Origin of the sequence: Agrobacterium sp. CFBP 3001, from assembly GCF_027871605.1 — a bacterium.
GTDB classification, from domain to species: domain Bacteria; phylum Pseudomonadota; class Alphaproteobacteria; order Rhizobiales; family Rhizobiaceae; genus Agrobacterium; species Agrobacterium leguminum.
In genome coordinates this window covers 1-22383 of the sequence record NZ_JAQAHD010000038.1, presented here as the reverse complement: position 1 = coordinate 22383, position 22383 = coordinate 1, and the positions used below count along the sequence as shown (strand labels likewise).

The window sequence follows — 22383 nt, the reverse complement described above, 5'->3', positions numbered from 1 at the left end:
TGTGCGTCCGAAAACTGTGATGCTTTCATCGTCTTCCGTTCCTTTCCCAGCCAGGAAAATGCACCGGAAAACTCTAACCAAAAACGGTCCAGTTTGAAGGGTTCAGATCACCCGACCAAGTGAAATAGCGACAAACCTACGGAGCGCAATCACTCAAACTATAACATTGTTTTTGCTGGGTTTTGCAGGAAATTGGCGTCCACGAGAGGATTCGAACCTCCGACCCCAGGATTCATACCGCTTCGGCTTTCGCCGCCGTCCCGCCATTTGCCGGCAAGACGTTCGTGGTCTGGACTGTCCCTTCACCATGGGCCTTGCGGCCTTTAGGTGCTGCCCATCCAGTCTCTACACCTTCACCGGATTTCTCCGGAGCTTGGCTCGGGATTGGCATGCTGGAAGACCAGCGAAGCTTTCCCCGACTTTGAGCAGATCGATTGCGTCGTTTCCGGGCGCAACCCCCAATTTGTCTTAGGAATCCTGTGCTCTATCCTGCTGAGCTACGTGGACACTGAATTGCTCTTTAACCTGACGATGCCTGCGGATCAACCGCGTTCTTCATCGCGGTCGATCTCTTCCTCGGCTTTCTTCGCGTTGGCCCGCAATCAGCTCGTCAGGCGCTGTTCGGCCAGTTTCACCCAGTAGGAAATGCCGTAAGCGATGGCCTCGTCGTTGAAATCATAGCCCGGATTGTGAAGCCCGGCCGAATCGCCGTTGCCGATGAAGATGAAGCAGCCTGGTCTTTCCTTCAGCATGAAGGAGAAATCCTCTCCCGCCATGGAAGGATCGACATCGGGGTCGACATTCGGTTCGCCCGCCACATCGCGGGCCACACGGATGGCGTGGTCGGTCTCGGCGGCGTGGTTGAAGGTCACCGGGCAATAACGCTCATAGACGACTTCCGCTTCCGCGCCGTTGGCAAGGGCAATACCTTCCGCCATTTGCTTGATGCGATCCTGCGCCAGATCGCGCACAGTTTCATCGAGGCTGCGCACCGTGCCGGCGATCAATGCCTCGTTGGGGATGATGTTGTGGCTGGAACCGGCCTGAAAGCGGGTGACGGAGACGACTACCGAGCGGATGGGGTCGGCATTGCGTGAGGCGATCATCTGCAGGTTGCCGACGATCTGCGCGCCGATGGTGATCGGATCGACGGTGCGGTGCGGCTGTGCCGCGTGGCCGCCACGGCCCTTGACGGTGATGGAGAACTTGTCCGGTGCCGCCATGATGCCGCCCTTGCGGATGGCGAAGGCGCCGAGCGGAATGCCCGGCATGTTGTGCATGCCGTAGACCTCGTTAATGCCGAAACGCTCCATCAGGCCGTCCTCGACCATGGCGAGAGCGCCGGCGCCGCCTTCTTCCGCCGGCTGGAAGATGACGGCGATGGAGCCCGCAAAATTGCGGGTCTCGGTGAGATATTTGGCCGCGCCAAGCAGCATGGCCGTGTGTCCGTCATGGCCGCAGGCATGCATGGCGCCCGCGGTTTTCGAGGCCCAGGGCTTGCCGGTTTCCTCAAAAATTGGGAGAGCGTCCATATCCGCACGAAAGCCGATGGTGCGATTGCCCGGAAGATTGCCCCTGATGATGCCGACCACACCCGTGCGGCCGAGACCGGTCACGATTTCGTCAACGCCGAAAGATTTCAGCTTCTCCGCAACGAAGGCCGCGGTGTTGTCGACATCATATAAAATCTCGGGATTTTCATGCAGGTGACGCCGCCATTCGCTGACTTCCTGCTGGAGTTCGGCGGCTCTGTTCAAAATCGGCATTCGTTCATTCCTGGGTTCATCGGTGCGGCGTGTCGTAAAATCCTATCCTCCGTGGTGGATAGTGCGCCGCATAATTGACGTAATCAATGTACTTTGCCATTGCTAGGACATATATGGTGAATATTGCCATTCCCCGACCGAAGACGGGAATTCGAGGACAAGCCTTGCCACAGACTTTTAAATCGCCAAACGCCGCCAGACGGCTTTCCGCAGCCGTTGCCATCATGACCGCAGGCCTCGTTGCCGCAGCACCCGTGGCAAATGCCAATCCGAAAATGGTGGTCGATGTCAAAACCGGCAAGGTGATTTCCCATCAGGAAGCCTTCCGCAAGTGGTATCCCGCTTCGCTCACCAAGCTGATGACCGCCTATATCGCCTTTTCGCAGATGAAGGCCGGCAAGATCAGCCCGCAGACGGAAGTGGTGATGAGCAAGAAGGCCGCCGATCAGCCGGCCTCGAAAATGTATTTCAAGCCCGGCCAGAAGCTGACGATGGACAGCGCCTTGAAGCTGCTGCTCATCAAATCCGCCAATGACATCGCCGTGGCGATTGCCGAGACCATCGGCGGCACCAGCGATAATTTCGTGGCGCAGATGAATGCGCAGGCGCAGCGGCTGGGCATGAGTTCCACCCGTTACATCAACGCCAATGGCCTGCCCGGCAAGGGACAATATACGACCGCCCGGGATCTGGCGCTGCTGGCGCTGATCATCAAGCGCGAGTTTCCGGAATATGCCCATTATTTCTCGCTGGAAGGCGTCAGCACCGGCAAGAAGAACTACGCCAATTTCAACATGCTGGTCGGCCGTTTCGATGGCGCGGATGGCATGAAGACCGGCTTCATCTGTGCCTCCGGCTTCAACCAGGTGTCGTCGGCCGTGCGTAATGGCCGCTCGGTCATCACGGTTGTGCTGGGCGCGGACAGCCTTGCCGGACGCACCGATCAATCGGCCGATCTGTTGCAGATGGGGCTGACGGCGCCTTCGGGCCAAGGCGTTTCGCTCGCCGCGCTGGCGCCCTATGGCGATACTGGCGATGTGAACGATATCAGCGCCGAAATCTGCAACCCGAAGGCTGCCAAGGTGCGCAGCGAAAGCCGCGATGAGGCTGGCCGCATGGTCATCCATTCGCCCTATGTGCAGGAAATGACCCGCCCGCCGGAATATTCCTTCGCCGGTCTCATTCCGGGCAGCGAGACGGTGGCGGTGAATGCCACCAAGGGAGCTGGCAAGGGCGAACTCGCCAACGTGCCGATCCCGATCCCACGCCCGACATTTTGATGATCGATGAATGCCGAGGCCGAGCCTCGCGGTCGCAATGCGGTTTGTGTATTCGCAGGTCGATGATGTTATGATATTACAGTGTCGCTCGCAGCTTCCAGGCGCGGGCGATTTCTTTTAGCTGCAAGCGGCTCCGGGTTTCGTGTCGTCCAGTGACCTGCCGGAGCGGCCATCAACACACAGGCAAATCATGTCTCGCGATCGCATCCCGGTTTCCATCATCACCGGATTTCTCGGCGCCGGAAAATCGACATTGCTCAACCGGCTTCTCAAGGATCCGGCGATGAGCGATGCGGCGATCATCATCAATGAATTCGGGGATGTCAGCATCGATCACATGCTGGTCGAAAGTGCTGGTGAGGGCATCATTGAGCTGGCGGAGGGCTGCCTGTGCTGCACGGTGCGCGGCGAGTTGGTGGATACGCTGGCGGAACTGATGGACGGCATCCAGACAGGCAAGCTGAAGCCGGTAAAACGGGTGGTGATCGAGACCACGGGCCTTGCCGATCCCGCCCCCGTCATGCAGTCGGTCATGGGCAACCCGGTCATCGCGCAGAATTTCGTGCTGAACGGCATGATTACGGTGGTGGATGCCGTCAACGGCCTTTCCACGCTCGACAATCATCAGGAGGCGGTGAAACAGGCCGCCGTGGCTGACCGTCTGGTGATGACCAAGCGCGCGCTTGCCGATGCCGCCACGATTTCCGCGCTCACAGCCCGTCTACAAGCGCTCAATCCGCGCGCGACCATCGAGGATGGCGACAAAAACGAGTGGAGCGCTGCGGGGCTTCTCGACAACGGCCTTTACGATGCCGGCAGCAAGAATGCCGATGTCGGCCGCTGGCTGGGCGAAGAGGCGGTACACGATCACCACGATCATGATCACGGTCACGACCATCACCACCATCATGGCGATCACGACGACCACCATCATCATCACGATGTGAATCGGCACGATGCGTCTATCCGTTCCTTCTCGATCATTCACGATCAGCCGGTCAGCCCGATGGCGATCGACATGTTCGTGGATCTGCTGCGCTCGGCACATGGTGAAAAGCTCCTGCGCATGAAGGCCATCGTCAAGCTGTCGGATAATCCGGCCCGGCCGCTGGTGTTACATGGGGTGCAGACTATTTTCCACACGCCGGAGCGCCTCGCGGCGTGGCCGGACCCGGCTGATCAGCGAACCCGCATGGTGCTGATTACGAAGGATTTGCCGGAGGCTTTCGTGCAGGACCTGTTCGCGGCCTTCACAAGCGCACCGGGCATCGACCGGCCAGACAGGCAGGCGATGACAGATAATCCGCTGGCGGTTTCGGGGTTGCGGTTTTAGGGCGTGTCGTGATGGTCCAGGTCGGTGGGTGTGGTTCACCCCCCTCTGTCCTGCCGGACATCTCCCCCTCAAGGGGGGAGATCAGTTGCGGCGACCGCTCGTTTTCTCACAAGCTCTGCACTTCGGGCTGCTGCATCGATAAAGATGTTCGGAGCAAGCCGCTTGTCGATCTCACCCCTTGAGGGGGAGATGTCCGGCAGGACAGAGGGGGGTAACCACGGCTGAGGACGTTGAAACGTCGTATACTACGACCCCTTCACAATGCGAAACCGATGCCCCTTATCCAGCGCAGTGGTTTCCACCAGCCTATGCCCATCCTCATTGCACATATGCGTAATATCGATCACCGCCAGCGGATCGGTCGTCTCAACGGTCAGAACATCTCCCGCCTTCAGGGTTGCGAGTTTCTTGCGGCTTCTCAAAACCGGAAGGGGGCATTTAAGCCCCCTCAAATCATAAACGATCTCGGCCGTGTCGCTCATTCCTTGGCCCAGAACTTCCAGAATGGCTTCTTTTCCGGCGCTTCGGGTGCGGGTGCTGCTGAATAGGCAAGCGGGTTCATGGCCGGAACCGGGATGTTCTGGGTGGCAGCTCCGGTCTGGCCGGTTGCTGCGGGGGTAGCCGAGGCAACCATCGTCGGTGCAGCAGGGGCCGGGTTCGATTGCGGTGCCGTGGCGGGCTGGACAGCCGAAGGCCGTGGGCCGCGCAGGGAAGAAGCGGTTGCGGTCGTGGCCGGAGAGGAGGTGGTCACCTGCTGCGCCTTTTTCTCCATCAGCGCGGCATATTCCGTTTCCTTCATCAGCTTGCCGGCCTTCAGCGCCGAGCCTGTCGGGGCATAGGCAGGCTCGCGGCCCTTGCGCTTTTCGGCGACCAGCGCCTTGCGCTCGGCTTCGCTCGGGTCGTACCAGGCCATACCGTCATATTTCTTCATCGCCTTTTCATAGGCGAGATCGTAGGTCTTCTCGTAGCTCGAAAGCGCGCTGACGAGCGCCGGCGGTCTGCTCATGGCCGGGCATTGGGCAGACGCGTTGAAGCTGCCGCCTTCCGTCTGCTGGTTGAAGACATATTTCTTCTCGCAGACATTCACTTCCGGCGGGCGCTTGGTCACTTCGAAATTGTCGTAACCGACCTTAAGCATCTTCCAGAATTCGAGATGTTCGCTCTGGCGATGGCGGGCCATGTTTTCCGCCGTCATGCGGAACGGGAAGGCCTGCAGCTGCACGGTCTTCTGGCCGCCTTTGAAGGCGTCACGGGCAAAACCGTAAATTTCAAGAATCTGCGCATCCGTCATCGAATAACAGCCGGAGGACGAGCAGGCGCCATGGATCATCAGATTGGTGCCGTTGCGGCCATTGGCGGCATCGTAACGGTTCGGGAAACCGGTATTGATGGCGAGATAATATTTCGAGTTCGGATTGAGATGCGCGGGCGTCAGGTTGTAGAAACCTTCCGGCGCCTGCCGGTCGCCTTCCTTCACCTTCGGGCCGAGTTTGCCGGACCATGCGCAAATCTCGTAGCTGGCAATCTTCTCGAAACGGTTGTCGCGCCTGGCTTTCCAGATTTCCAAGGCACCTTCTTCCTTGAAGATGCGGATCATGATCGGCGAGGTGCGGTCCATGCCTCTTTTGTCGATCTCGGCCAGAATGGCCGGAGACAGCGGGTAATCGACCTTGTTCTTGACGTGGGAGACGTCGCGTTCAACGGTTTCGAGCGTATCGTTACAGCCGGCAAGAACGAGCGCGGTGCAGGCAAGAAGTGCAAAATGTGTCAAACGCATGATCTGATCCGAAAGACGATGGCACGAAGCAGCGGCAGTTCTACACCGTCCCGTGTGTACTTTAAATACGGTATTAACCGTTTACATCTTCTTAACTCAAATCGGATCCGCCCCGCGGCCGCCGATACATCTTTTGATGTGACCGGACTATGGCCGAGTTGGGGCGATATTCAAGGAAAATAAGGCCGGCGTTAGAGATTCCGGCCGATATCCAGGAACTTCTGGCGGCGTTCAGCGCGCAGCTGTGTGCCGGAACGCTGGGAGAGATCGGTCAGCGCCTTGGCGATGACATCGCCGGTCGCACCGATCACGGTTTCCGGAGCACGGTGTGCGCCGCCGATCGGCTCCGGAATGATTCCGTCGATGACGCCGAGCGATTTCAGATCTTCCGAGGTGATCTTCATGTTGGTCGCGGCTTCCTTGGCGCGGGTCGAATCGCGCCAGAGGATGGAAGCGGCGCCTTCCGGCGAGATCACCGAGTAGATGGCGTGTTCGAGCATGTAGACGCGGTTGCCGGTGGCGATGGCGATTGCGCCGCCCGAGCCGCCTTCGCCGATGACGACGGAGACGATCGGCACCTTCACGTTGAGGCACATTTCCGTCGAGCGGGCGATGGCTTCGGCCTGGCCGCGTTCTTCCGCGCCGACGCCGGGATAGGCGCCTGCGGTATCGATGAGGGTGATCACCGGCAGCGAGAAACGGTCGGCCAGTTCCAGCACGCGGATTGCCTTGCGGTAACCTTCCGGGCGCGGGCTGCCGAAATTATGCTTCAGGCGGCTTTTGGTGTCGTTGCCCTTTTCCTGGCCGATGATGGCGACGGGCTGACCGTTGAAGCGGCCGAGGCCGGCCTGAATGGCGGCGTCTTCGGCAAATTTGCGGTCGCCGGCCAGCGGCGTGAAATCGGTGAACAGCGCCTTGGCGTAATCGACGAAATGCGGACGCTGCGGATGGCGCGCGACCTGCGTTTTCTGCCAGGCGTTGAGCTTGGAATAGATGTCCTGCATCGCGTCGTTGACGCGCGATTCCAGACGGTTGATCTCCTCCGAGGTGTCTATGCTCTCGTCTTCATCGGCAAGCTTCTTCAGCTCGATGATCTTGCCCTCAAGGTCCGAGATAGGTTTTTCGAAGTCGAGATAATTGTGCATGAGATCCGTTTCCGATCGTTTTGCGCAAGGTTTGACCGGATTATCCGGCGGTTCCGGTCGCTCTAATCAAGGTTTTTGCCCTGTTTGGCAAGGGGGTGATGTGTTTGTACCAGCTCTTGCAAGCGTTCTTCCAGCACATGTGTATAGATTTGTGTCGTGGAAATGTCGGAATGGCCGAGCAGTTCCTGCACCGCGCGTAAATCCGCGCCGTTCTGCAGAAGGTGGCTGGCAAAGGCATGGCGCAGCACATGCGGCGATATCGCAGACGGGGCCAGGCCCGCACGGATGGCGATGTCCTTGAGGTCGCGGGCAAAGACCTGGCGGGGCAGGTGGCCTTCCTTGCCGTTGGAAGGAAACAGCCACGGGCTTTCCAGCGTCTCCGGTTTTTTCTGCGAAGCGGCCACCTTGCTTTTCTCCGATGCGAGCGCCTTTCTGGCAGCCTCGTATTTTTCCATCGCCTCGATGGCGGCGCGGGAAAGAAGAACCATGCGGTCCTTGTTGCCCTTGCCGCGTATCATCAGGAAGCGGCCTTCCTGACGCAGCACCTTGACCGGCAGCGAGACAAGCTCACTGACACGCATGCCGGTGGCATAAAGCAGTTCGAGCAGCAGATGCATGCGGATGCGCGCCATCTGGCCGGGACCGGATGTGGCGGCTTCCTGCGCGGCAAGGCTAAGAAGCCGGTTCACATCGGCGACGCTCATCGTTTTCGGTAAGGCGAGACCTTTTCTCGGCGCATCGATGATGCCGGTCGGGTCGTCGCCGCGCAGTCCTTCCGAATAGAGAAAACGATAGAATTGCCGCATGGTGGAAAGACGTCGCGCCTGTGAGGTTGCGGCAAAACCCTGTGCGGAAAGATGGGTCAGATAGGCGGAAAGGTCAGGCGTCTGCGCTTCCGTCAGGGTCTGGCCGCGACGGCCGAGAAATTCGCGCAGGTCAGCAAGGTCGCGCTCATAGGAAGAGAGCGTGTTGGGGGCAGCCCCGCGTTCGGCGCTCATCATTTCCAGAAAACTTTCCAGCCGCGCGCCGTCGCGCCCTCCTGCCGGTCCGCTCATGGGGTGCGCCTTGCCGGTTCGGTAGACGGCGGGTTCAGCCGCTCGGAAGGGATGCGTACCGTCACTTCGCGGTCGCGCGGTTTGACGACCATGACGAGCAGCACCATGCCGCCATAGATCAGCCCCGCGATGGTCGCCAGTATCATCGTGAAGCGGAAGAGGGTGGGCATGGCGGCTCCGTGCAGGTGGCGGTCGAAACGTATATGCGGTGCGGCGAAAGCGGCGACAAGATCAAAATGCCCGCTCCGCTCCATGCCGCATGCGGCGATGATTGTGATTCACCGCAATTCAGTCAGCAATTTGGCTTGACGCTTCGTAAACATTTGCAGATATCCATGCCAAACGGGCTTTCAAATCTATGAATGAAACGAATTTATCCGTCCCGGCCACACTCGGGGAGCAAGCGCGGGCAAAGCTCGGACGGCGCAACATCGTCTTCGTCGGGCTGATGGGGGCTGGAAAGTCGGCAGTGGGCCGCATGGTCGCCCAGCAGCTCAGGGTGCCGTTCATCGATACGGATGTCGAAATCGAGCGCGTTTCGCGCATGACGATATCGGAACTTTTCGCCACCTATGGCGAGGAAGAATTCCGGGCGCTGGAAACGCGGGTCATCAAGCGGCTGCTTCGCGGCGGCCCCAAGGTCATCTCCACCGGCGGCGGCGCCTTCATCAACGACAATACCCGCCGGCACATCACGCGCGGCGGCATTTCATTGTGGCTGAAGGCCGATCTCGAGGTGTTGTGGGAGAGGGTCAACAAGCGCGACCACCGCCCGCTTCTCAAGACCGAAAACCCCAAAGCCACGCTGGCGGCCCTGATGGAGAAGCGCTATCCGATCTATGCGGAAGCGGATCTGACCATCGAATCCCGCGATGTCCGCAAGGAAATCATCGTGACAGAAGTGCTGGCCGCCATAGCCGGCATCGAACAGAAAGACTGATCCCCATGACGCCTTCCGAAATCCACGCCGATGAACGTCTCGTGCATGTGCCGCTCGGCGAGCGCGCCTATGACATTCTGATCGGACCGGGCCTCATCGGCCGGGCGGGCGGCGAAATTTCGGCGCGGATGAAGGGCCGGCGCGCGGCCATCATCACCGATGAACATGTCGCGCCGCTCTACCTCGAAGGCCTGATGGACGGGCTGCAGACGGATGGCATCGAGGCCGTCTCGCTGACCCTGCCGGCCGGCGAAAAGACCAAGAGCTTCGAGCATCTGGTCACCGTCTGCGATGCGGTTCTGGCAGCAAGGGTGGAGCGTAACGATGCGGTGATCGCGCTCGGCGGCGGCGTGATTGGCGATCTCGCCGGTTTCGCAGCTGGCATCGTGCGCCGGGGCGTGCGCTTCGTGCAGATACCGACCTCGCTTCTGGCGCAGGTCGATTCCTCTGTCGGCGGGAAGACGGGCATCAACAGCCGCCATGGCAAGAACCTCGTGGGCGTGTTCCACCAGCCCGATCTGGTGCTGGCGGATACGGCCGTGCTCGATACGCTGAGCCCGCGGGAATTCCGCGCCGGTTATGCCGAAGTGGTGAAGTACGGGCTGATCGACAAGCCGGATTTCTTCTTCTGGCTGGAAAAGAACTGGGATGAAATCCGCACCGGCGGCCCCGCCCGCATTCAGGCGATTGCGACGAGCTGCCAGGCGAAAGCCGACGTGGTGGTGGCCGACGAGAAAGAAAACGGCGTGCGCGCCCTTCTGAACCTCGGCCATACATTCGGCCATGCGCTGGAGGCGGCGACCAATTACGACAGCAAGCGGCTGGTGCATGGCGAAGGCGTCGCCATCGGCATGGTGCTGGCGCACCAGTTCTCCGCCCGCCTCAACCTCGCAAGCCCGGACGATGCCGCCCGCGTCGAGGCGCATCTGAAGGCCGTCGGCCTGCCGACGACGATGAAGGATATTCCCGGCGAGTTGCCGCCGGTGGAAACGCTGATGACGGCAATTGCGCAGGACAAGAAGGTCAAGGGCGGCAAGCTGACCTTCATCCTCACCCACGGCATCGGCCAGTCCTTCGTGGCCGATGATGTTGCGGCGTCCGAGGTGCAGTCCTTCCTGTCGGAAAAACATCCGGGGTGAGGTGTTGAGCGATACGGTGAGGGCGCCCCCTCATCGCCTCGCTTCGCTCCGGCACTTCTCCCCGGCGGGGAGAAGAACAAGCCATGATGGCAATGCCATACGAGACAGCGTTGGTTCAGCTTAGATTGAGGTCAGAGCTTTGAGCACGGTGCTGCCGCCCGGTTTCTTCTCCCCGCCGGGGAGAAGGTGGCCCGCAGGGCCGGATGAGGGGGCTTGCTCGAGGTTTAAAACCGCACCGCTTCCCCCGGCGCCGCCGCCTCAATCGCCAGTGCATGCAGGCCGGCATCGAGTTCCGGCTTCAAAAGCGCGTTGATCGCCCGGTGGCGCTCGACGCGAGACTTGCCGGAAAAGCTTTCCGACACTATCTGAACACGCATATGCGTCTCGCCCGTGCCGGTCATATCCGGCTGGTGGCCGGCATGCATCAGGCTTTCATCGACGACCCTCAGGCGCTCCGGAGAAAAGCTTTCCCGAAGCTTGGTTTCTATGCGCTCTCGCAGAGACATTCGAAGGGCTCCAATTCTGTTTGCGGTCTTTGAAGGGGGCTCCCTAAAAGCCTGTAACATTCCGCTTTGTCAATTCTTGTTGTGCGGCTTTTCGCACCCCATAATCAGGGCATCATGAAACTGGATTCGAAATATTTCGATCGCATCCGCACGCGCCGGAAAAGGGAGAGGGAACCTGAGGTTCAGGCCCCGACCTGCCAGTGGGACGGATGCGACAAGCCGGGTATTCACCGGGCACCCGTCGGCCGCAATGCCGAGGGGCAATTCTTCCTGTTCTGTTTTGAGCATGTGAAGGAATACAACAAGGGCTATAATTATTTTTCCGGCCTGTCCGACAGCGAGATCGCCCGTTACCAGAAGGAAGCGATCACCGGCCATCGCCCCACCTGGACGGTGGGCGTCAACAAGACGGCGCGCGACAGCCCGCTGCATTCCACGCTGCGTTCCGGCACGGCAAGCGGGAACGCCCGTATCCGCGATCCTTTCGGCTTTGCCGGCGGTTTTGCGGGCGGCGCAAGGGCAGGCGGCACCCGCATGCAGCAGGACCGCAAATTGAAGACGCTGGAGGCAAAAGCCTTCGATACGCTCGGTCTTTCTTCCACCGCAAAGCAGGAAGACATAAAAAGGCGCTACAAGGAGCTTGTCAAAAAGCACCATCCTGATGCTAATGGTGGCGATCGTGGTTCGGAAGAGCGTTTTCGGGCTGTTGTTCAAGCATATCAATTGTTAAAGCAGTCAGGTTTCTGCTAAGCCAACTTATGTGTTTACCGCCTGATTGATGATGTGGCCGGGTGGCTGCCGCCCGCCTTGGAGACGTGATGAGCAAAATCGACCTTGATATTTCCAACCTGCCCGACACGACGGTGTCCGTGCGGGAGGTTTTCGGCATTGATACGGATCTGCGGGTTCCCGCCTATTCCCAGGGCGACGCCTATGTGCCTGACCTCGATCCCGACTATCTTTTCGATCGCGACACGACGCTTGCGATCCTTGCCGGTTTTGCTCACAACCGACGTGTCATGGTCTCCGGTTTCCACGGCACGGGTAAATCCACCCATATCGAGCAGGTGGCCGCCCGCCTGAACTGGCCCTGCGTGCGCGTCAACCTCGACAGCCATGTCAGCCGTATCGACCTCGTCGGCAAGGACGCCATCGTTCTGAAAGACGGCAAACAGGTTACCGAATTCAAGGACGGCATTCTGCCCTGGGCCTACCAGCACAATGTGGCGCTCGTTTTCGACGAATATGATGCCGGCCGCCCGGACGTGATGTTCGTCATCCAGCGCGTGCTGGAATCCTCCGGCCGCCTGACCCTGCTCGACCAGAGCCGCGTCATCCGTCCTCACCCGGCTTTCCGCATTTTCGCAACCGCCAACACCATCGGCCTTGGCGATACGACCGGCCTTTACCACGGCACGCAGCAGATCAACCAGGCGCAGATGGACCGCTGGTCCATCGTCACCACGCTCAACTACCTGCCGCATGAGCAGGAAGTGAACATCATCGCCGCCAAGGTGAAGAGCTTCGACAATCCGAAGGGCCGTGAAACCGTCTCCAAGATGGTACGCGTGGCCGATCTCACCCGTTCGGCTTTCATCAATGGCGATCTTTCCACGGTCATGAGCCCGCGTACCGTCATCACCTGGGCGGAAAATGCGGAAATCTTCGGCGATCTCGCCTTTGCCTTCCGCGTAACCTTCCTCAACAAGTGTGACGAGCTGGAGCGCACGCTGGTGGCTGAGCAATATCAGCGGGCTTTCGGCGTCGAGCTGAAGGAAAGCGCTGCGAACATCGTTCTCAGCGCCTGATAGTCCCCGGCTTGTCCGGGGAAGATCACCGATGACTTGAAGACGCCGGTGTGCGCGCGATTTTCCGATCGCGTGCCGCAGGCGCCGACAAATGACAGGAAAGACAATGGCAGGGCGCGGCGACAATTCCAGAGCAAAACCGGGTACGGCGGTCGATACGGAGCCGTTGCGTCAGGCGATTGCCGGATGCGTGCGATCCGTCGCCGGCGATGCCGAAGTCGAGGTCGTTTTCGCCAATGAGCGGCCGGGTCTTGCCGGTGAGCGCATGCGCCTGCCGGAAATTTCCAAGAAGCCGACCGCGCAGGAAATCGCCATCACGCGTGGCCTCGGTGATTCCATGGCGCTGCGTCTTGCCTGCCATGATGCCGATACCCACGCTGTGATGTCGCCGCAGGGCGCCGAAGCGCGGCTGATCTTCGATGCTGTCGAACAGGCGCGCGTGGAATCCATCGGCGCGCTGCGCATGCCGGGCATGGCCTCCAACATCCATGCCATGAACACGGAAAAATACGCCAAGGCCAACTTCGCCGGCATCAACAACAAGGATGATGCACCGCTTGCCGAAGCCGTTGCGCTGCTGGTGCGCGAGAAGCTGACGGGTGAGAAGCCGCCGGAAAGCGCCGGCAAGGTTGTCGATCTGTGGCGCGATTTCATCGAGGACAAGGCGGCCGGCGACCTCAAGGATCTTTCGAACGTCATCACCGACCAGAAGGCGTTTTCGCGGCTTGTGCGCAAGATGCTGACCTCCATGCAGATGGCGGAAGATTTCGGCGACGAGGATAACGAGCCGGAAAGCCAGGAAGCGGAATCCAACGAGGACCAGCCGCGCACCAACGAGACCGAAGAAGAACAGGTCGAGGAAGAGGCCGGCTCGGACGCGACCCCTGCCGATGAAAACGAGGCCTCGCAGGAGGAGATGGAAGAAGGCGAGATGGACGGCGCCGAGATGTCGGACGAGGAAATGTCCGACGATCTCGACGAGGATTCCGAAACGCCCGGCGAAACCCGCCGTCCCAACAGCCCCTTCGACGATTTCAACGAGAAGGTCGATTACCGCATCTTCACCCAGGAATTCGACGAGGAAATTCACGCCGAGGAACTGTGCGACGAGGCCGAGCTTGACCGTCTGCGCGCTTTCCTCGACAAGCAGCTCGCTCACCTTCAGGGCGCGGTCGGGCGCTTAGCGAACCGCCTGCAGCGCCGCCTGATGGCGCAGCAGAACCGTTCCTGGGATTTCGATCTGGAAGAGGGCTATCTCGATCCGGCCCGTCTTGTCAGGCTCATCATCGATCCGATGCAGCCGCTTTCCTTCAAGAAGGAGCGCGACACCAAGTTCCGCGATACTGTGGTTTCGCTCGTCATCGACAATTCCGGTTCGATGCGCGGCCGTCCCATTACCGTTGCGGCCACCTGCGCCGATATTCTGGCGCGCACGCTGGAGCGCTCTGGCGTGAAGGTGGAAATTCTGGGCTTCACCACCAAGGCGTGGAAGGGCGGGCAATCGCGCGAACAGTGGCTTGCCAATGGCAAGCCGCCATCGCCGGGCCGTCTCAACGATCTGCGCCACATCATCTACAAGTCGGCGGACGCTCCGTGGCGGCGTTCGCGGCGCAATCTCGGCCTGATGATGCGTGAGGGCCTGCTGAAAGAAAACATCGACGGCGAAGCGCTGATGTGGGCGCATAACCGCCTGATCGGCCGCCCCGAGCAGCGCAAGATCATGATGATGATCTCGGATGGTGCGCCGGTGGACGATTCGACCCTGTCGGTCAATCCGGGCAATTATCTGGAGCGGCACCTGCGCGCCGTGATCGAGCAGATCGAAACGCGCTCGCCGGTGGAACTGCTGGCAATCGGTATCGGCCACGACGTGACGCGCTATTATCGCCGCGCCGTGACCATCGTAGATGCGGACGAGCTGGCCGGCGCGATGACCGAGCAGCTTGCGGCGCTCTTCGAGGATACGAGCGGCGCTTCCGGTTCGTCCCGCAGGGTTCGCCGTGCGGGATAAGCTGGGCCGGGCTTCTTCCGCCTGCAAAACGCTTGCGATGGCCGCCATTCTGGCGGCCGCATCGTTGTGTCCGGTTTCCATCGGCGCTTCCACCATCGATGTGCCGGTGAGCGTGCGCCTGCTCTCCTCTTTCGAGGTCGGCACCAGCGAAAAACGTTTCGGCAAGCTGGAATTTATCGGTGGCATGGTGATGAGCGCGCCGGAAAAGCTGTTCGGGGCGATATCCTCCATCCGTTTCCGTCCCAATGGGGAGGATTTCGTTGCGGTGCTCGATACCGGCCATTGGCTGACCGGCAGGGTCTTGCGTGACGCTCGCGGTGCTTTGTCGGGGCTTGCCGATGTCCGCATCACCCCCATGTTGGACATGAGCGGGCGCGAACCGCCGCGCAAGATGGAGATGGATGCGGAAGGGCTGGCGCTGCGCGACGGCAAGGTTTTCGTCAGTTACGAGCAGCGCCACAGGATCGATATCTATCCCGATCCGGGCTTCGCCACCGCAAAGCCGCTCGACCGCCTGCCATATCTCATCCCCAGCAACGAGTTGCGCCATAATGGCGGCCTGGAGGCGCTCGCGGTATCGCCCGCCGATTCGCCGCTCGCCGGCGCTCTGGTCGTGGTGGCTGAAAAAAGTATCGACACGGACGGCAATCTTCTCGCCGCCATATTGGAAGGTCCGCGCAAGGGCACATTCGCCGTCACGCATCATCCGTCATTCGACGTGACGGACGGGGCGTTCCTGCCCAATGGCGACCTGCTGCTTCTTGAGCGCCGCTTCAATTTCGCCGAAGGCGTGGGCATGCGCATCCGCCGCATCCGTGGGGCCGATATCCGGCCGGGCGCGGTGGTGGATGGCGAAATCCTTATGGAAGCCGGCATGGCCTACCAGATCGACAATATGGAAGGCATGGATGTGGTAAAGGGGCCGGACGGCTCGACGCGCCTCATCATCGTTTCCGATGACAATCACTCGTTCCTCCAGCGCAACCTGATGCTGGAATTCAAGCTGGTGGAATAAAAAGCCCGATCGCGCGGGCTTCCAATCGGCTTTTCACAGCACTTTTGCAGGCGGCATCGGCTTCAGCGTGTTCATCAGCGCTCCGTAGGGCAGGAGCATGACGAGGCCGACGAGAACCTTCACCGAGAGATCACCCAGCGCCCAGGAAATCCAACGGGGCGCTTCCACGGCGAAGACACCGAGAATGGGAGCGTTTTCGATGGCGAAGGCATCGTTGGGGCCGACGAAGGAGAAGCTTGCCGCAAAGGCGATGGAGAAGAATAGGGCCGTATCCAGCACCGAACCCAGCATGGAGCCGGCAAGCGGCGCGTGCCACCAGCGCTGGCGGCGCAGACGGTTGAAAACGGAAATATCCAGCAGCTGGCCAATCAGATAGGCGGTGCCGGAAGCGACCGCGATGCGCGGAATGGATGTCCAGAAGGACAGCGTGACCCCGACGACGAAGCCGGCAAGCACGACGCGGCGCGCGATGGAGGGGCCGAACTGGCGGTTGGTCAGGTCCGTGACGAGGAAGGCGATTGGATAGGTGAAGGCGCCCCAGGTCAGAAGGTCGCCCAGATTGACGCCGAACAACGAGCCGGAAAGCGGGTATTGCACCAGAATATTGGAAGCGACGACGACGAGCGTCATCAGCAGAACATAGATGAGCGTATAGCGCAGATAGGGCATTTTTTTATCCTGGGTGATGCCACCAGTTGCAGCCAAGCATCGGAGGAAAACGTCTCAAACGGTTTTCGCAAAACCCGATGCAACTAAAATCTGGAACAAACAAAAGGCTTGAGCGGCAAAGCCATTCAAGCCTTCTGAATTCAGATGATGTCGAAACCGCTATTAAGCAGCTTCGGCCGTCTTCTTGGCGATCTGGCGGCGCAGGAGACGAGCGCGCATGCTCAGTTCGTTTTCGCCGGACTTCAGAAGGAAGGCATCGAGGCCGCCACGGTGTTCAACGGAGCGCAGAGCGGCTGCGGAAACACGCAGGCGGAAACGCTGGCCGAGAGCATCGGAGATCAACGTGACCTGGCAGAGGTTCGGAAGGAACCGGCGCTTGGTCTTGTTGTTGGCGTGGCTGACGTTGTTGCCCGTCTGGACGCCCTTGCCGGTCAATTCGCATACACGGGACATGGGTACACCTATTTCGTTTCGTCTGTTTCACCACTGGCTCGCCACCGGCAAAACCGGGGTGGCAATCCAACTGGCCATGATTGGAAAGTTGCGGTTCTATAGTCAGACGAGACTTAACAGTCAAGCCGCTCGCGATCAAATGAAAGGAAATTCCGGCGTTTTCAACCGGCATCCGCTTTTTTATTGCCACAAGTCAGCGTATATGATCGCCCGATAAGGCCGCTTCCGCGCCTCTTTTAAGGTGATATCGAAATGATTGCCAGAGGAAAAAGCATTTTCGTGGCCGCGACAATAGCGTTAGCGGGCGTCTCCCCCTCGCTCGCCGCCGAAGCGCGCCACACAAGCGAATACAGCATCAATCTCGGTATTTTGCCGATTGCCAGGGCAAGTTTCTCGACTCGCATGGATGGACCGAATTATTCGATCTCCGGTTCCTTCAGCGCCGCCGGCCTTGCCAGCATCCTCAAGGATATTTCCGGCAAGACGACCGTTTCCGGCGCCAAGCGCGGCCACCGGCTGCAGGCCAACGAATATTCGCTGGTCTACAAGGACGGCAAGCGGGTGCGCACCTATGACGTTGTCTATCGCAACGGCAACGTCACATCGACGACGGTGAAGCCTGAGCCGAAAGCCCGGCCGGACAACTGGGTGGACGTGAAGGACCGCGACCTGCGCTCGGTTCTCGATCCGATCTCCGGCCTCATCATTCCCGCGGGCGGGCGCATCTGCCCGACTCGCCTGCCGATCTATGACGGCGAATCGCGACTCGATCTGGTTTTGAGCTCCAGTGGCACCAAGCCGTTCAAGACCAATGGTTTTAATGGTGACGCCATCGTCTGCAAGGCGCGGTATGTGCCGAAGTCGGGTTACAGGCAGGGGCGCAAGGATATCGAATATCTGAAATCCATCTCCATGGAGATCTGGTTCGCGAAGTCGAACAACATGGATGTCTATGCTCCCGTCTATGCCATCATTCCGACCCGGGTGGGGCAGGTTTACATCACCGCCACGAAATACGGCGGCTGAGGCAATTACGGCGCATCACCCGGCGACCAGCCGGGCTCTGCCATAACGAAGCTCGAAAAGGCAAAGCCCGGCGAGACGGTGCAGCCGACGAGCGTGAACTCCCCGAGGCTTTCGGCCGATTGCCAGCAATTGGCGGGAACGATGACCTGCGGGCGCTCGCCTTCAAGAATGGCGGGGCCGAGTGTGAAGGTCTGCACTTCCCGGCCGTCCTGCGAAAGATGCAATGCGATGGGCGCGCCGGCATAATAGTGCCAGACCTCCACTGCATCGGTGACCCGGTGCCAGTGCGAGCGGTCGCCCTTTTCCAGAAGATAATAGATCGCCGTCGAATGGCCGCGCTCACCGCCCGCCTTATCGCGGAACGTCTGGTGGTAAAAACCGCCCTCGGGATGCGGCTCCAGCCCCAGTTCGCGAATGATCGCCTGCGCCGATATATCCGTTCCCATCAGAAATTGTCCTTGCGTGTGCGGATTTCCGCGAAAACATCGGCATCGGTGGCGCTTTCAAGGCCAAGATATTTTCGAATACCGGCATCGGCCACCCGCATATAGGGATTGGTCTGTTTTTCGAGCCCGATGGTGGTGGGAATGGTGAATTCATTCGCCTGCCGCGCCTTCTCGACGTGGGCCGCGCGCTCACTCAGCACAGCATTCTCCGGGTCGACGGTGAGGGCAAAACGGGCGTTCGTCAGCGTATATTCATGGCCGAAATAAACCTTGGTCTCATCCGGCAGCGCCATGAGTTTCTGGAAGGAATGCCACATATCCGCCGCCGGACGTTCGAACAGGCGGCCGCAACCCATCGCAAACAGCGTATCGGCGGCAAACAGCAGCCCGTCATCGGGCAGATAATAACAGATATGTCCCGCCGTGTGGCCGGGCGTGCCGATGACCTGTACGCGGCGGCCGGCGAATTCGAATTCGTCGCCATCGGCCTGCGAACGGTCGAGACCGGGGATCGCAACCGCCTCGTCGTAGGGGCCGTGAATTTCGCAGCGGAACTTGTCTTTCAGGGCCAGATTGGCTTCCACATGGTCCTGATGGTGGTGGGTGGTGAAGATATGGGTGAGCTTCCAGCCGTGGCCGTCGAGCGCCTGCAGGATAGGTCCTTCTTCCGGGGCGTCTATGGTGGCTGTCGCGCCGCTTTCGGGATCGTGCAGGAGAACCCCGAAATTGTCGCTGCGGCAAAGAAAGACGTCTATTTCCAAAGGTTTCATCTTATCCTCTCCATTTGCCGGCCAAAACCGGCGCATCGCCCGCCTGACCTTCTATGTAAGGGCAGACGCCTTGAAGTCCAACCGCCTGATGCTACATTCTCGCCCATGAATACCGATATCGTCGATCTGCGCGAATTCTATCACTCTCCGCTTGGCCGCTCGGCCGAGCAGGCGATCACCATGGCGCTTTCGACGCTATGGCCGCCTTTGCCGGAAGAGCGGCTGGTCGGGCTCGGCTATGCCGTGCCGTTTCTGGAGCGGTTTCGTCGCGATACGGAGCGCACCTTCGCCTTCATGCCGGCGGGGCAGGGGGCGGTGAACTGGCCGGCGGGCGAACTGTCTTCCACGGCGCTGGTTTTCGATGAGGAATTGCCGCTGCCTGATGCGTCGATAGACCGGGTCTTGATGGTGCATGCGCTGGAATTTGCCGAAAATCCGCGTGAAAGCCTGAAGGAACTGTGGCGGGTGCTGGCGCCCGGCGGCCGTCTGGTGATCGTGGTGCCGAACCGGCGCGGCGTCTGGGCGCGCATGGAGCATACGCCCTTCGGTTCCGGAAGGCCCTATTCGCGCGGACAGCTGACGGCGCTTTTGCGCGAAACCAATTTCACGCCGGGCGCCACCGCCGAGGCGCTGTTCTTCCCGCCCACCACCAGCCGGCCGATACTGAAATTCCGCCGTTATCTTGAACATACCGGCCGCCGGCTGTGGCCGCTTTTTTCCGGTGTCATCGTGGTGGAAGCCCAGAAGCGTCTCTATCAGGGATTGCCCGTCACCCAGCGCGCCTCGCGTCGCGTTTTTGTGCCCGTGCTGGCCCCGCAGGGGGTGCCCACCACCCGCACTGCCGCAGGCCAAGGAAAGCCGCGCTGACCCTCGACAAAGCGCCCATTCCGGTCTAATGCCTCCGGCATTGCTTTTGCCGGGTTCTCCGGCGCTTTTCCAAAGGTCGATCAAATGAGTGCAGAGCTTAGCCAACCTGTTCCGCGTCCGGGTATTCTGGATATCGCCGCTTATGTTCCGGGCAAGGAACATGTGGACGGCGTCGCGAAGGTTTATAAGCTCTCCTCCAACGAAACGCCGCTTGGGCCGAGCCCGAAGGCGATAGAGGCTTTCGGCACGGCTGCCAGCCATCTGGAAATCTATCCGGACGGTCAGGCGATCGCGCTGCGTCAGGCGATTGCCGACGTGCACGGTCTCAACATCGCGAATATCATGTGCGGCAACGGTTCGGACGAGCTTCTCGGCCTGCTTTGCCACGTCTATCTGGGCGCTGGCGATGAGGCGATCATCACCGAACACGGTTTCCTCGTTTACAAGATCCAGATCATGGGTGCGGGCGCGACCCCGGTGACGGTGAAGGAAAAGGATTGCGCGGTGGATGTGGATGCGATCCTCGCCGCCGTGACGCTGAGGACCAAGATGGTTTTCGTCGCCAATCCGGGCAATCCCACCGGCACCTATGTTCCCGTTGCGGAAATCCGCCGCCTGCAGGCTGGCCTGCCGAAACATGTCGTGCTGGTGCTGGATGCGGCCTATGCCGAATATGTGCGCAAGAACGACTACGAGGCTGGTCTCGAGCTGGTCTCCGGCAACCGCAACGTGGTGATGACGCGAACCTTCTCGAAGGTCTATGGCCTCGCTGCCTTGCGCGTGGGCTGGATGTATGGTCCGGCCGCTGTCATCGATGCATTGAACCGCGTGCGCGGCCCGTTTAACATGAGCGCGCCGGCTATCGCGGCGGGTGCTGCGGCAATCCGCGATCAGGCCTTCGTAGAGAAGGCCGTGGCGCACAACACGCTATGGATGGAAAAGCTGGTCACGACCTTTACCGGCCTCGGCCTCACCGTCACGCCTTCGGTCACCAACTTCATCCTCATCCATTTCCCGGATCAGGACGGCAAGCGCGCGGCGGATGCGGACGAGTTCCTGAGCCGCCGCGGTTACATTCTGCGTGCGGTACGTGGTTACGGTTTCCCGAATGCGCTGAGAATGACGGTCGGTTCGGAAGAGGCCAATCTCGGCGTCATCGCGGCCCTCACCGAGTTCATGGGGCAGGCGTAATGGCTGAGATCATGTTCGAACGCATCGCGCTGATCGGCATCGGCCTGATCGGCTCGTCGATTGCCCGTGATATCAAGGAGCTGGGGCTTGCCCGCCATGTGACCATTTCCACCCGCAGCGAAGACACGCTGAAACGGGCGGAAGAACTGGCGCTTGGCACGGATTACACCGTTTCGGCGGCGGAAGCGGTAAAGGATGCCGATCTCGTCATCGTCTCGGTGCCGGTCGGTGCGTCAGAAAGTGTGGCGCAGCAGATCGCGCCGCATCTGAAGCCGGGCGCCATCGTTACCGATGTCGGCTCCACCAAGGCTTCGGTCATCGCACAGATGGCGCCGCATATGCCTGACAATGTGCATTTCATTCCCGGCCATCCGCTGGCGGGTACGGAAAAATCCGGCCCGGATGCCGGTTTTGCCGGTCTCTTCCGCGACCGCTGGTGCATCTTCACGCCGCTGCCGGGCACGGATGCCGAGGCTCTGGAAAGGCTGAAGGATTTCTGGCGGGCGCTTGGTTCGCGCGTCGATGAGATGGATGCCGAACATCACGACAAGGTCTTGGCGATCGTGTCGCATCTGCCGCATATCATCGCTTACAATATCGTCGGCACGGCGGACGATCTGGAGACGGTGACCGAATCGGAAGTCATCAAATATTCCGCCTCCGGTTTCCGTGACTTCACCCGTCTCGCCGCCTCCGATCCCACCATGTGGCGCGATGTCTGCCTGCATAACAAGGATGCGATCCTTGAGATGCTGGCGCGGTTTTCCGAAGACTTGGCGTCCCTGCAAAGGGCGATCCGCTGGGGAGAGGGCGACAAGCTGTTCGAACTGTTTTCCCGCACCCGCGCCATCCGCCGCTCCATCGTGCAGGCGGGCCAGGATGTCGACGCACCGGACTTCGGCCGTCACGCGCTGGACCAGAAGAAATAAATCGCCGCTGGCGACAGTCATGGCCGGATTTGATCCGGCCATCAGACCGCTGGCAAAGTGTCAGAGCTTTGCTTTCGTTATCCTTGGGCTTGTCCCAAGGATCTAAACACATCGACACAAACAACCGGATGCAGATCCTCGGGACAAGCCCACTGCTGTCCGGTTTAAATTTGGTGGACATGGCGCACGGTGTTGATTCTACTCGTATTCGAGCGTTTGGCGACGATCTCGGACACGAAAGAGGAGCAACACCGTGC

23 protein-coding genes are annotated in these 22383 nt (G+C 60.2%); 12 read left to right on the top strand and 11 right to left on the bottom strand.

What is annotated here, in order from left to right; genetic code table 11:
* Positions 1-602 precede the first annotated feature (602 nt).
* Complete coding sequence (locus PH605_RS24715; RefSeq protein ID WP_003523272.1) at positions 603-1766, bottom strand: M20 aminoacylase family protein; 1164 nt, start codon at positions 1764-1766, stop codon at positions 603-605.
* A 224-nt stretch (positions 1767-1990) separates the two neighbouring features.
* Here PH605_RS24715 and PH605_RS24710 point away from each other — a divergent pair, with 224 nt between their 5' ends.
* Both PH605_RS24710 and PH605_RS24705 read left to right on the top strand, forming a co-directional pair.
* Positions 1991-3046, top strand: a complete 1056-nt coding sequence (locus PH605_RS24710; RefSeq protein WP_161988025.1) for a D-alanyl-D-alanine carboxypeptidase family protein — start codon at positions 1991-1993, stop codon at positions 3044-3046.
* A 190-nt stretch (positions 3047-3236) separates the two neighbouring features.
* Positions 3237-4379 (top strand): CobW family GTP-binding protein, encoded by a 1143-nt coding sequence (locus tag PH605_RS24705; protein WP_142846583.1) that lies wholly within the window; start codon positions 3237-3239, stop codon positions 4377-4379.
* A 245-nt stretch (positions 4380-4624) separates the two neighbouring features.
* On the opposite strand, the gene PH605_RS24700 is transcribed toward PH605_RS24705, so the two are convergent.
* The 5 genes from PH605_RS24700 to PH605_RS24680 form a co-directional block, all read right to left on the bottom strand.
* The gene (locus tag PH605_RS24700; RefSeq protein ID WP_142846587.1) at positions 4625-4861 is read right to left on the bottom strand and encodes a sulfurtransferase TusA family protein; all 237 of its coding nucleotides are present in this window, start codon (positions 4859-4861) and stop codon (positions 4625-4627) included.
* Entirely contained in the window at positions 4858-6156 is a 1299-nt protein-coding gene (locus PH605_RS24695; protein ID WP_142846589.1) for a L,D-transpeptidase family protein, read from the bottom strand. Before PH605_RS24695 ends, PH605_RS24700 begins: the two co-directional genes overlap by 4 nt.
* A gap of 191 nt (positions 6157-6347) precedes the next feature.
* Positions 6348-7301: an acetyl-CoA carboxylase carboxyltransferase subunit alpha gene (locus tag PH605_RS24690; RefSeq protein ID WP_078051979.1), complete on the bottom strand. Its 954-nt coding sequence runs from the start codon at positions 7299-7301 to the stop codon at positions 6348-6350.
* 62 nt (positions 7302-7363) lie between these two features.
* On the bottom strand, positions 7364-8356 hold the full coding sequence (locus PH605_RS24685) for a site-specific tyrosine recombinase XerD (protein WP_142846591.1): 993 nt from the start codon (positions 8354-8356) through the stop codon (positions 7364-7366).
* Complete coding sequence (locus PH605_RS24680; RefSeq protein WP_035239639.1) at positions 8353-8526, bottom strand: hypothetical protein; 174 nt, start codon at positions 8524-8526, stop codon at positions 8353-8355. The genes PH605_RS24685 and PH605_RS24680 overlap by 4 nt, the downstream gene beginning before the upstream one ends.
* A gap of 188 nt (positions 8527-8714) precedes the next feature.
* On the opposite strand from PH605_RS24680, the gene PH605_RS24675 reads away from it, so the two are divergent.
* Together PH605_RS24675 and aroB are read left to right on the top strand one after the other, a co-directional pair.
* Positions 8715-9296 carry a shikimate kinase gene (locus tag PH605_RS24675; protein ID WP_035262338.1) on the top strand — a complete coding sequence of 194 codons (582 nt, stop codon included), beginning with the start codon at positions 8715-8717 and terminating at the stop codon, positions 9294-9296.
* A gap of 5 nt (positions 9297-9301) precedes the next feature.
* On the top strand, positions 9302-10435 hold the full coding sequence (gene aroB / locus PH605_RS24670; protein WP_065656307.1) for a 3-dehydroquinate synthase: 1134 nt from the start codon (positions 9302-9304) through the stop codon (positions 10433-10435).
* 224 nt (positions 10436-10659) lie between these two features.
* Here aroB and PH605_RS24665 read toward each other — a convergent pair whose 3' ends face one another.
* Positions 10660-10941: a BolA family protein gene (locus tag PH605_RS24665; protein ID WP_065656776.1), complete on the bottom strand. Its 282-nt coding sequence runs from the start codon at positions 10939-10941 to the stop codon at positions 10660-10662.
* A gap of 114 nt (positions 10942-11055) precedes the next feature.
* On the opposite strand from PH605_RS24665, the gene PH605_RS24660 reads away from it, so the two are divergent.
* From PH605_RS24660 to PH605_RS24645, 4 genes are all read left to right on the top strand, one after another.
* Positions 11056-11691, top strand: a complete 636-nt coding sequence (locus PH605_RS24660; RefSeq protein ID WP_059755848.1) for a J domain-containing protein — start codon at positions 11056-11058, stop codon at positions 11689-11691.
* A 68-nt stretch (positions 11692-11759) separates the two neighbouring features.
* Positions 11760-12749, top strand: a complete 990-nt coding sequence (cobS, locus tag PH605_RS24655; RefSeq protein WP_004445672.1) for a cobaltochelatase subunit CobS — start codon at positions 11760-11762, stop codon at positions 12747-12749.
* 106 nt (positions 12750-12855) lie between these two features.
* Positions 12856-14760, top strand: coding sequence for a cobaltochelatase subunit CobT (cobT, locus tag PH605_RS24650; RefSeq protein ID WP_142846599.1), 1905 nt, complete (start codon positions 12856-12858; stop codon positions 14758-14760).
* A gap of 37 nt (positions 14761-14797) precedes the next feature.
* On the top strand, positions 14798-15775 hold the full coding sequence (locus tag PH605_RS24645; RefSeq protein ID WP_065656774.1) for an esterase-like activity of phytase family protein: 978 nt from the start codon (positions 14798-14800) through the stop codon (positions 15773-15775).
* Between the two features lie 33 nt (positions 15776-15808).
* Here PH605_RS24645 and PH605_RS24640 read toward each other — a convergent pair whose 3' ends face one another.
* Both PH605_RS24640 and rpmB read right to left on the bottom strand, forming a co-directional pair.
* A complete protein-coding gene (locus PH605_RS24640; RefSeq protein WP_142846595.1) occupies positions 15809-16444 on the bottom strand; it encodes a queuosine precursor transporter in 636 nt (211 codons plus the stop codon).
* Positions 16445-16606: 162 nt separating this feature from the next.
* Positions 16607-16897 carry a 50S ribosomal protein L28 gene (gene rpmB / locus PH605_RS24635; RefSeq protein WP_003509888.1) on the bottom strand — a complete coding sequence of 97 codons (291 nt, stop codon included), beginning with the start codon at positions 16895-16897 and terminating at the stop codon, positions 16607-16609.
* A gap of 252 nt (positions 16898-17149) precedes the next feature.
* On the opposite strand from rpmB, the gene PH605_RS24630 reads away from it, so the two are divergent.
* Complete coding sequence (locus PH605_RS24630; protein ID WP_059755520.1) at positions 17150-17923, top strand: DUF3108 domain-containing protein; 774 nt, start codon at positions 17150-17152, stop codon at positions 17921-17923.
* A 5-nt stretch (positions 17924-17928) separates the two neighbouring features.
* Here the strand turns inward: PH605_RS24630 and PH605_RS24625 are convergent, their stop codons facing one another.
* Positions 17929-18369 (bottom strand): cupin domain-containing protein, encoded by a 441-nt coding sequence (locus tag PH605_RS24625; RefSeq protein ID WP_161988024.1) that lies wholly within the window; start codon positions 18367-18369, stop codon positions 17929-17931.
* Positions 18369-19139, bottom strand: coding sequence for a hydroxyacylglutathione hydrolase (gene gloB, locus PH605_RS24620; RefSeq protein WP_078051971.1), 771 nt, complete (start codon positions 19137-19139; stop codon positions 18369-18371). The genes PH605_RS24625 and gloB overlap by 1 nt, the downstream gene beginning before the upstream one ends.
* A gap of 105 nt (positions 19140-19244) precedes the next feature.
* On the opposite strand from gloB, the gene PH605_RS24615 reads away from it, so the two are divergent.
* The 3 genes from PH605_RS24615 (at position 19245) to PH605_RS24605 (ending at position 22126) form a co-directional block, all read left to right on the top strand.
* Complete coding sequence (locus tag PH605_RS24615; RefSeq protein WP_078051970.1) at positions 19245-20006, top strand: class I SAM-dependent methyltransferase; 762 nt, start codon at positions 19245-19247, stop codon at positions 20004-20006.
* Positions 20007-20090: 84 nt separating this feature from the next.
* A complete protein-coding gene (gene hisC / locus PH605_RS24610; RefSeq protein ID WP_142846597.1) occupies positions 20091-21197 on the top strand; it encodes a histidinol-phosphate transaminase in 1107 nt (368 codons plus the stop codon).
* Complete coding sequence (locus PH605_RS24605; RefSeq protein ID WP_125144921.1) at positions 21197-22126, top strand: prephenate/arogenate dehydrogenase family protein; 930 nt, start codon at positions 21197-21199, stop codon at positions 22124-22126. Before hisC ends, PH605_RS24605 begins: the two co-directional genes overlap by 1 nt.
* Positions 22127-22383: the final 257 nt, after the last annotated feature.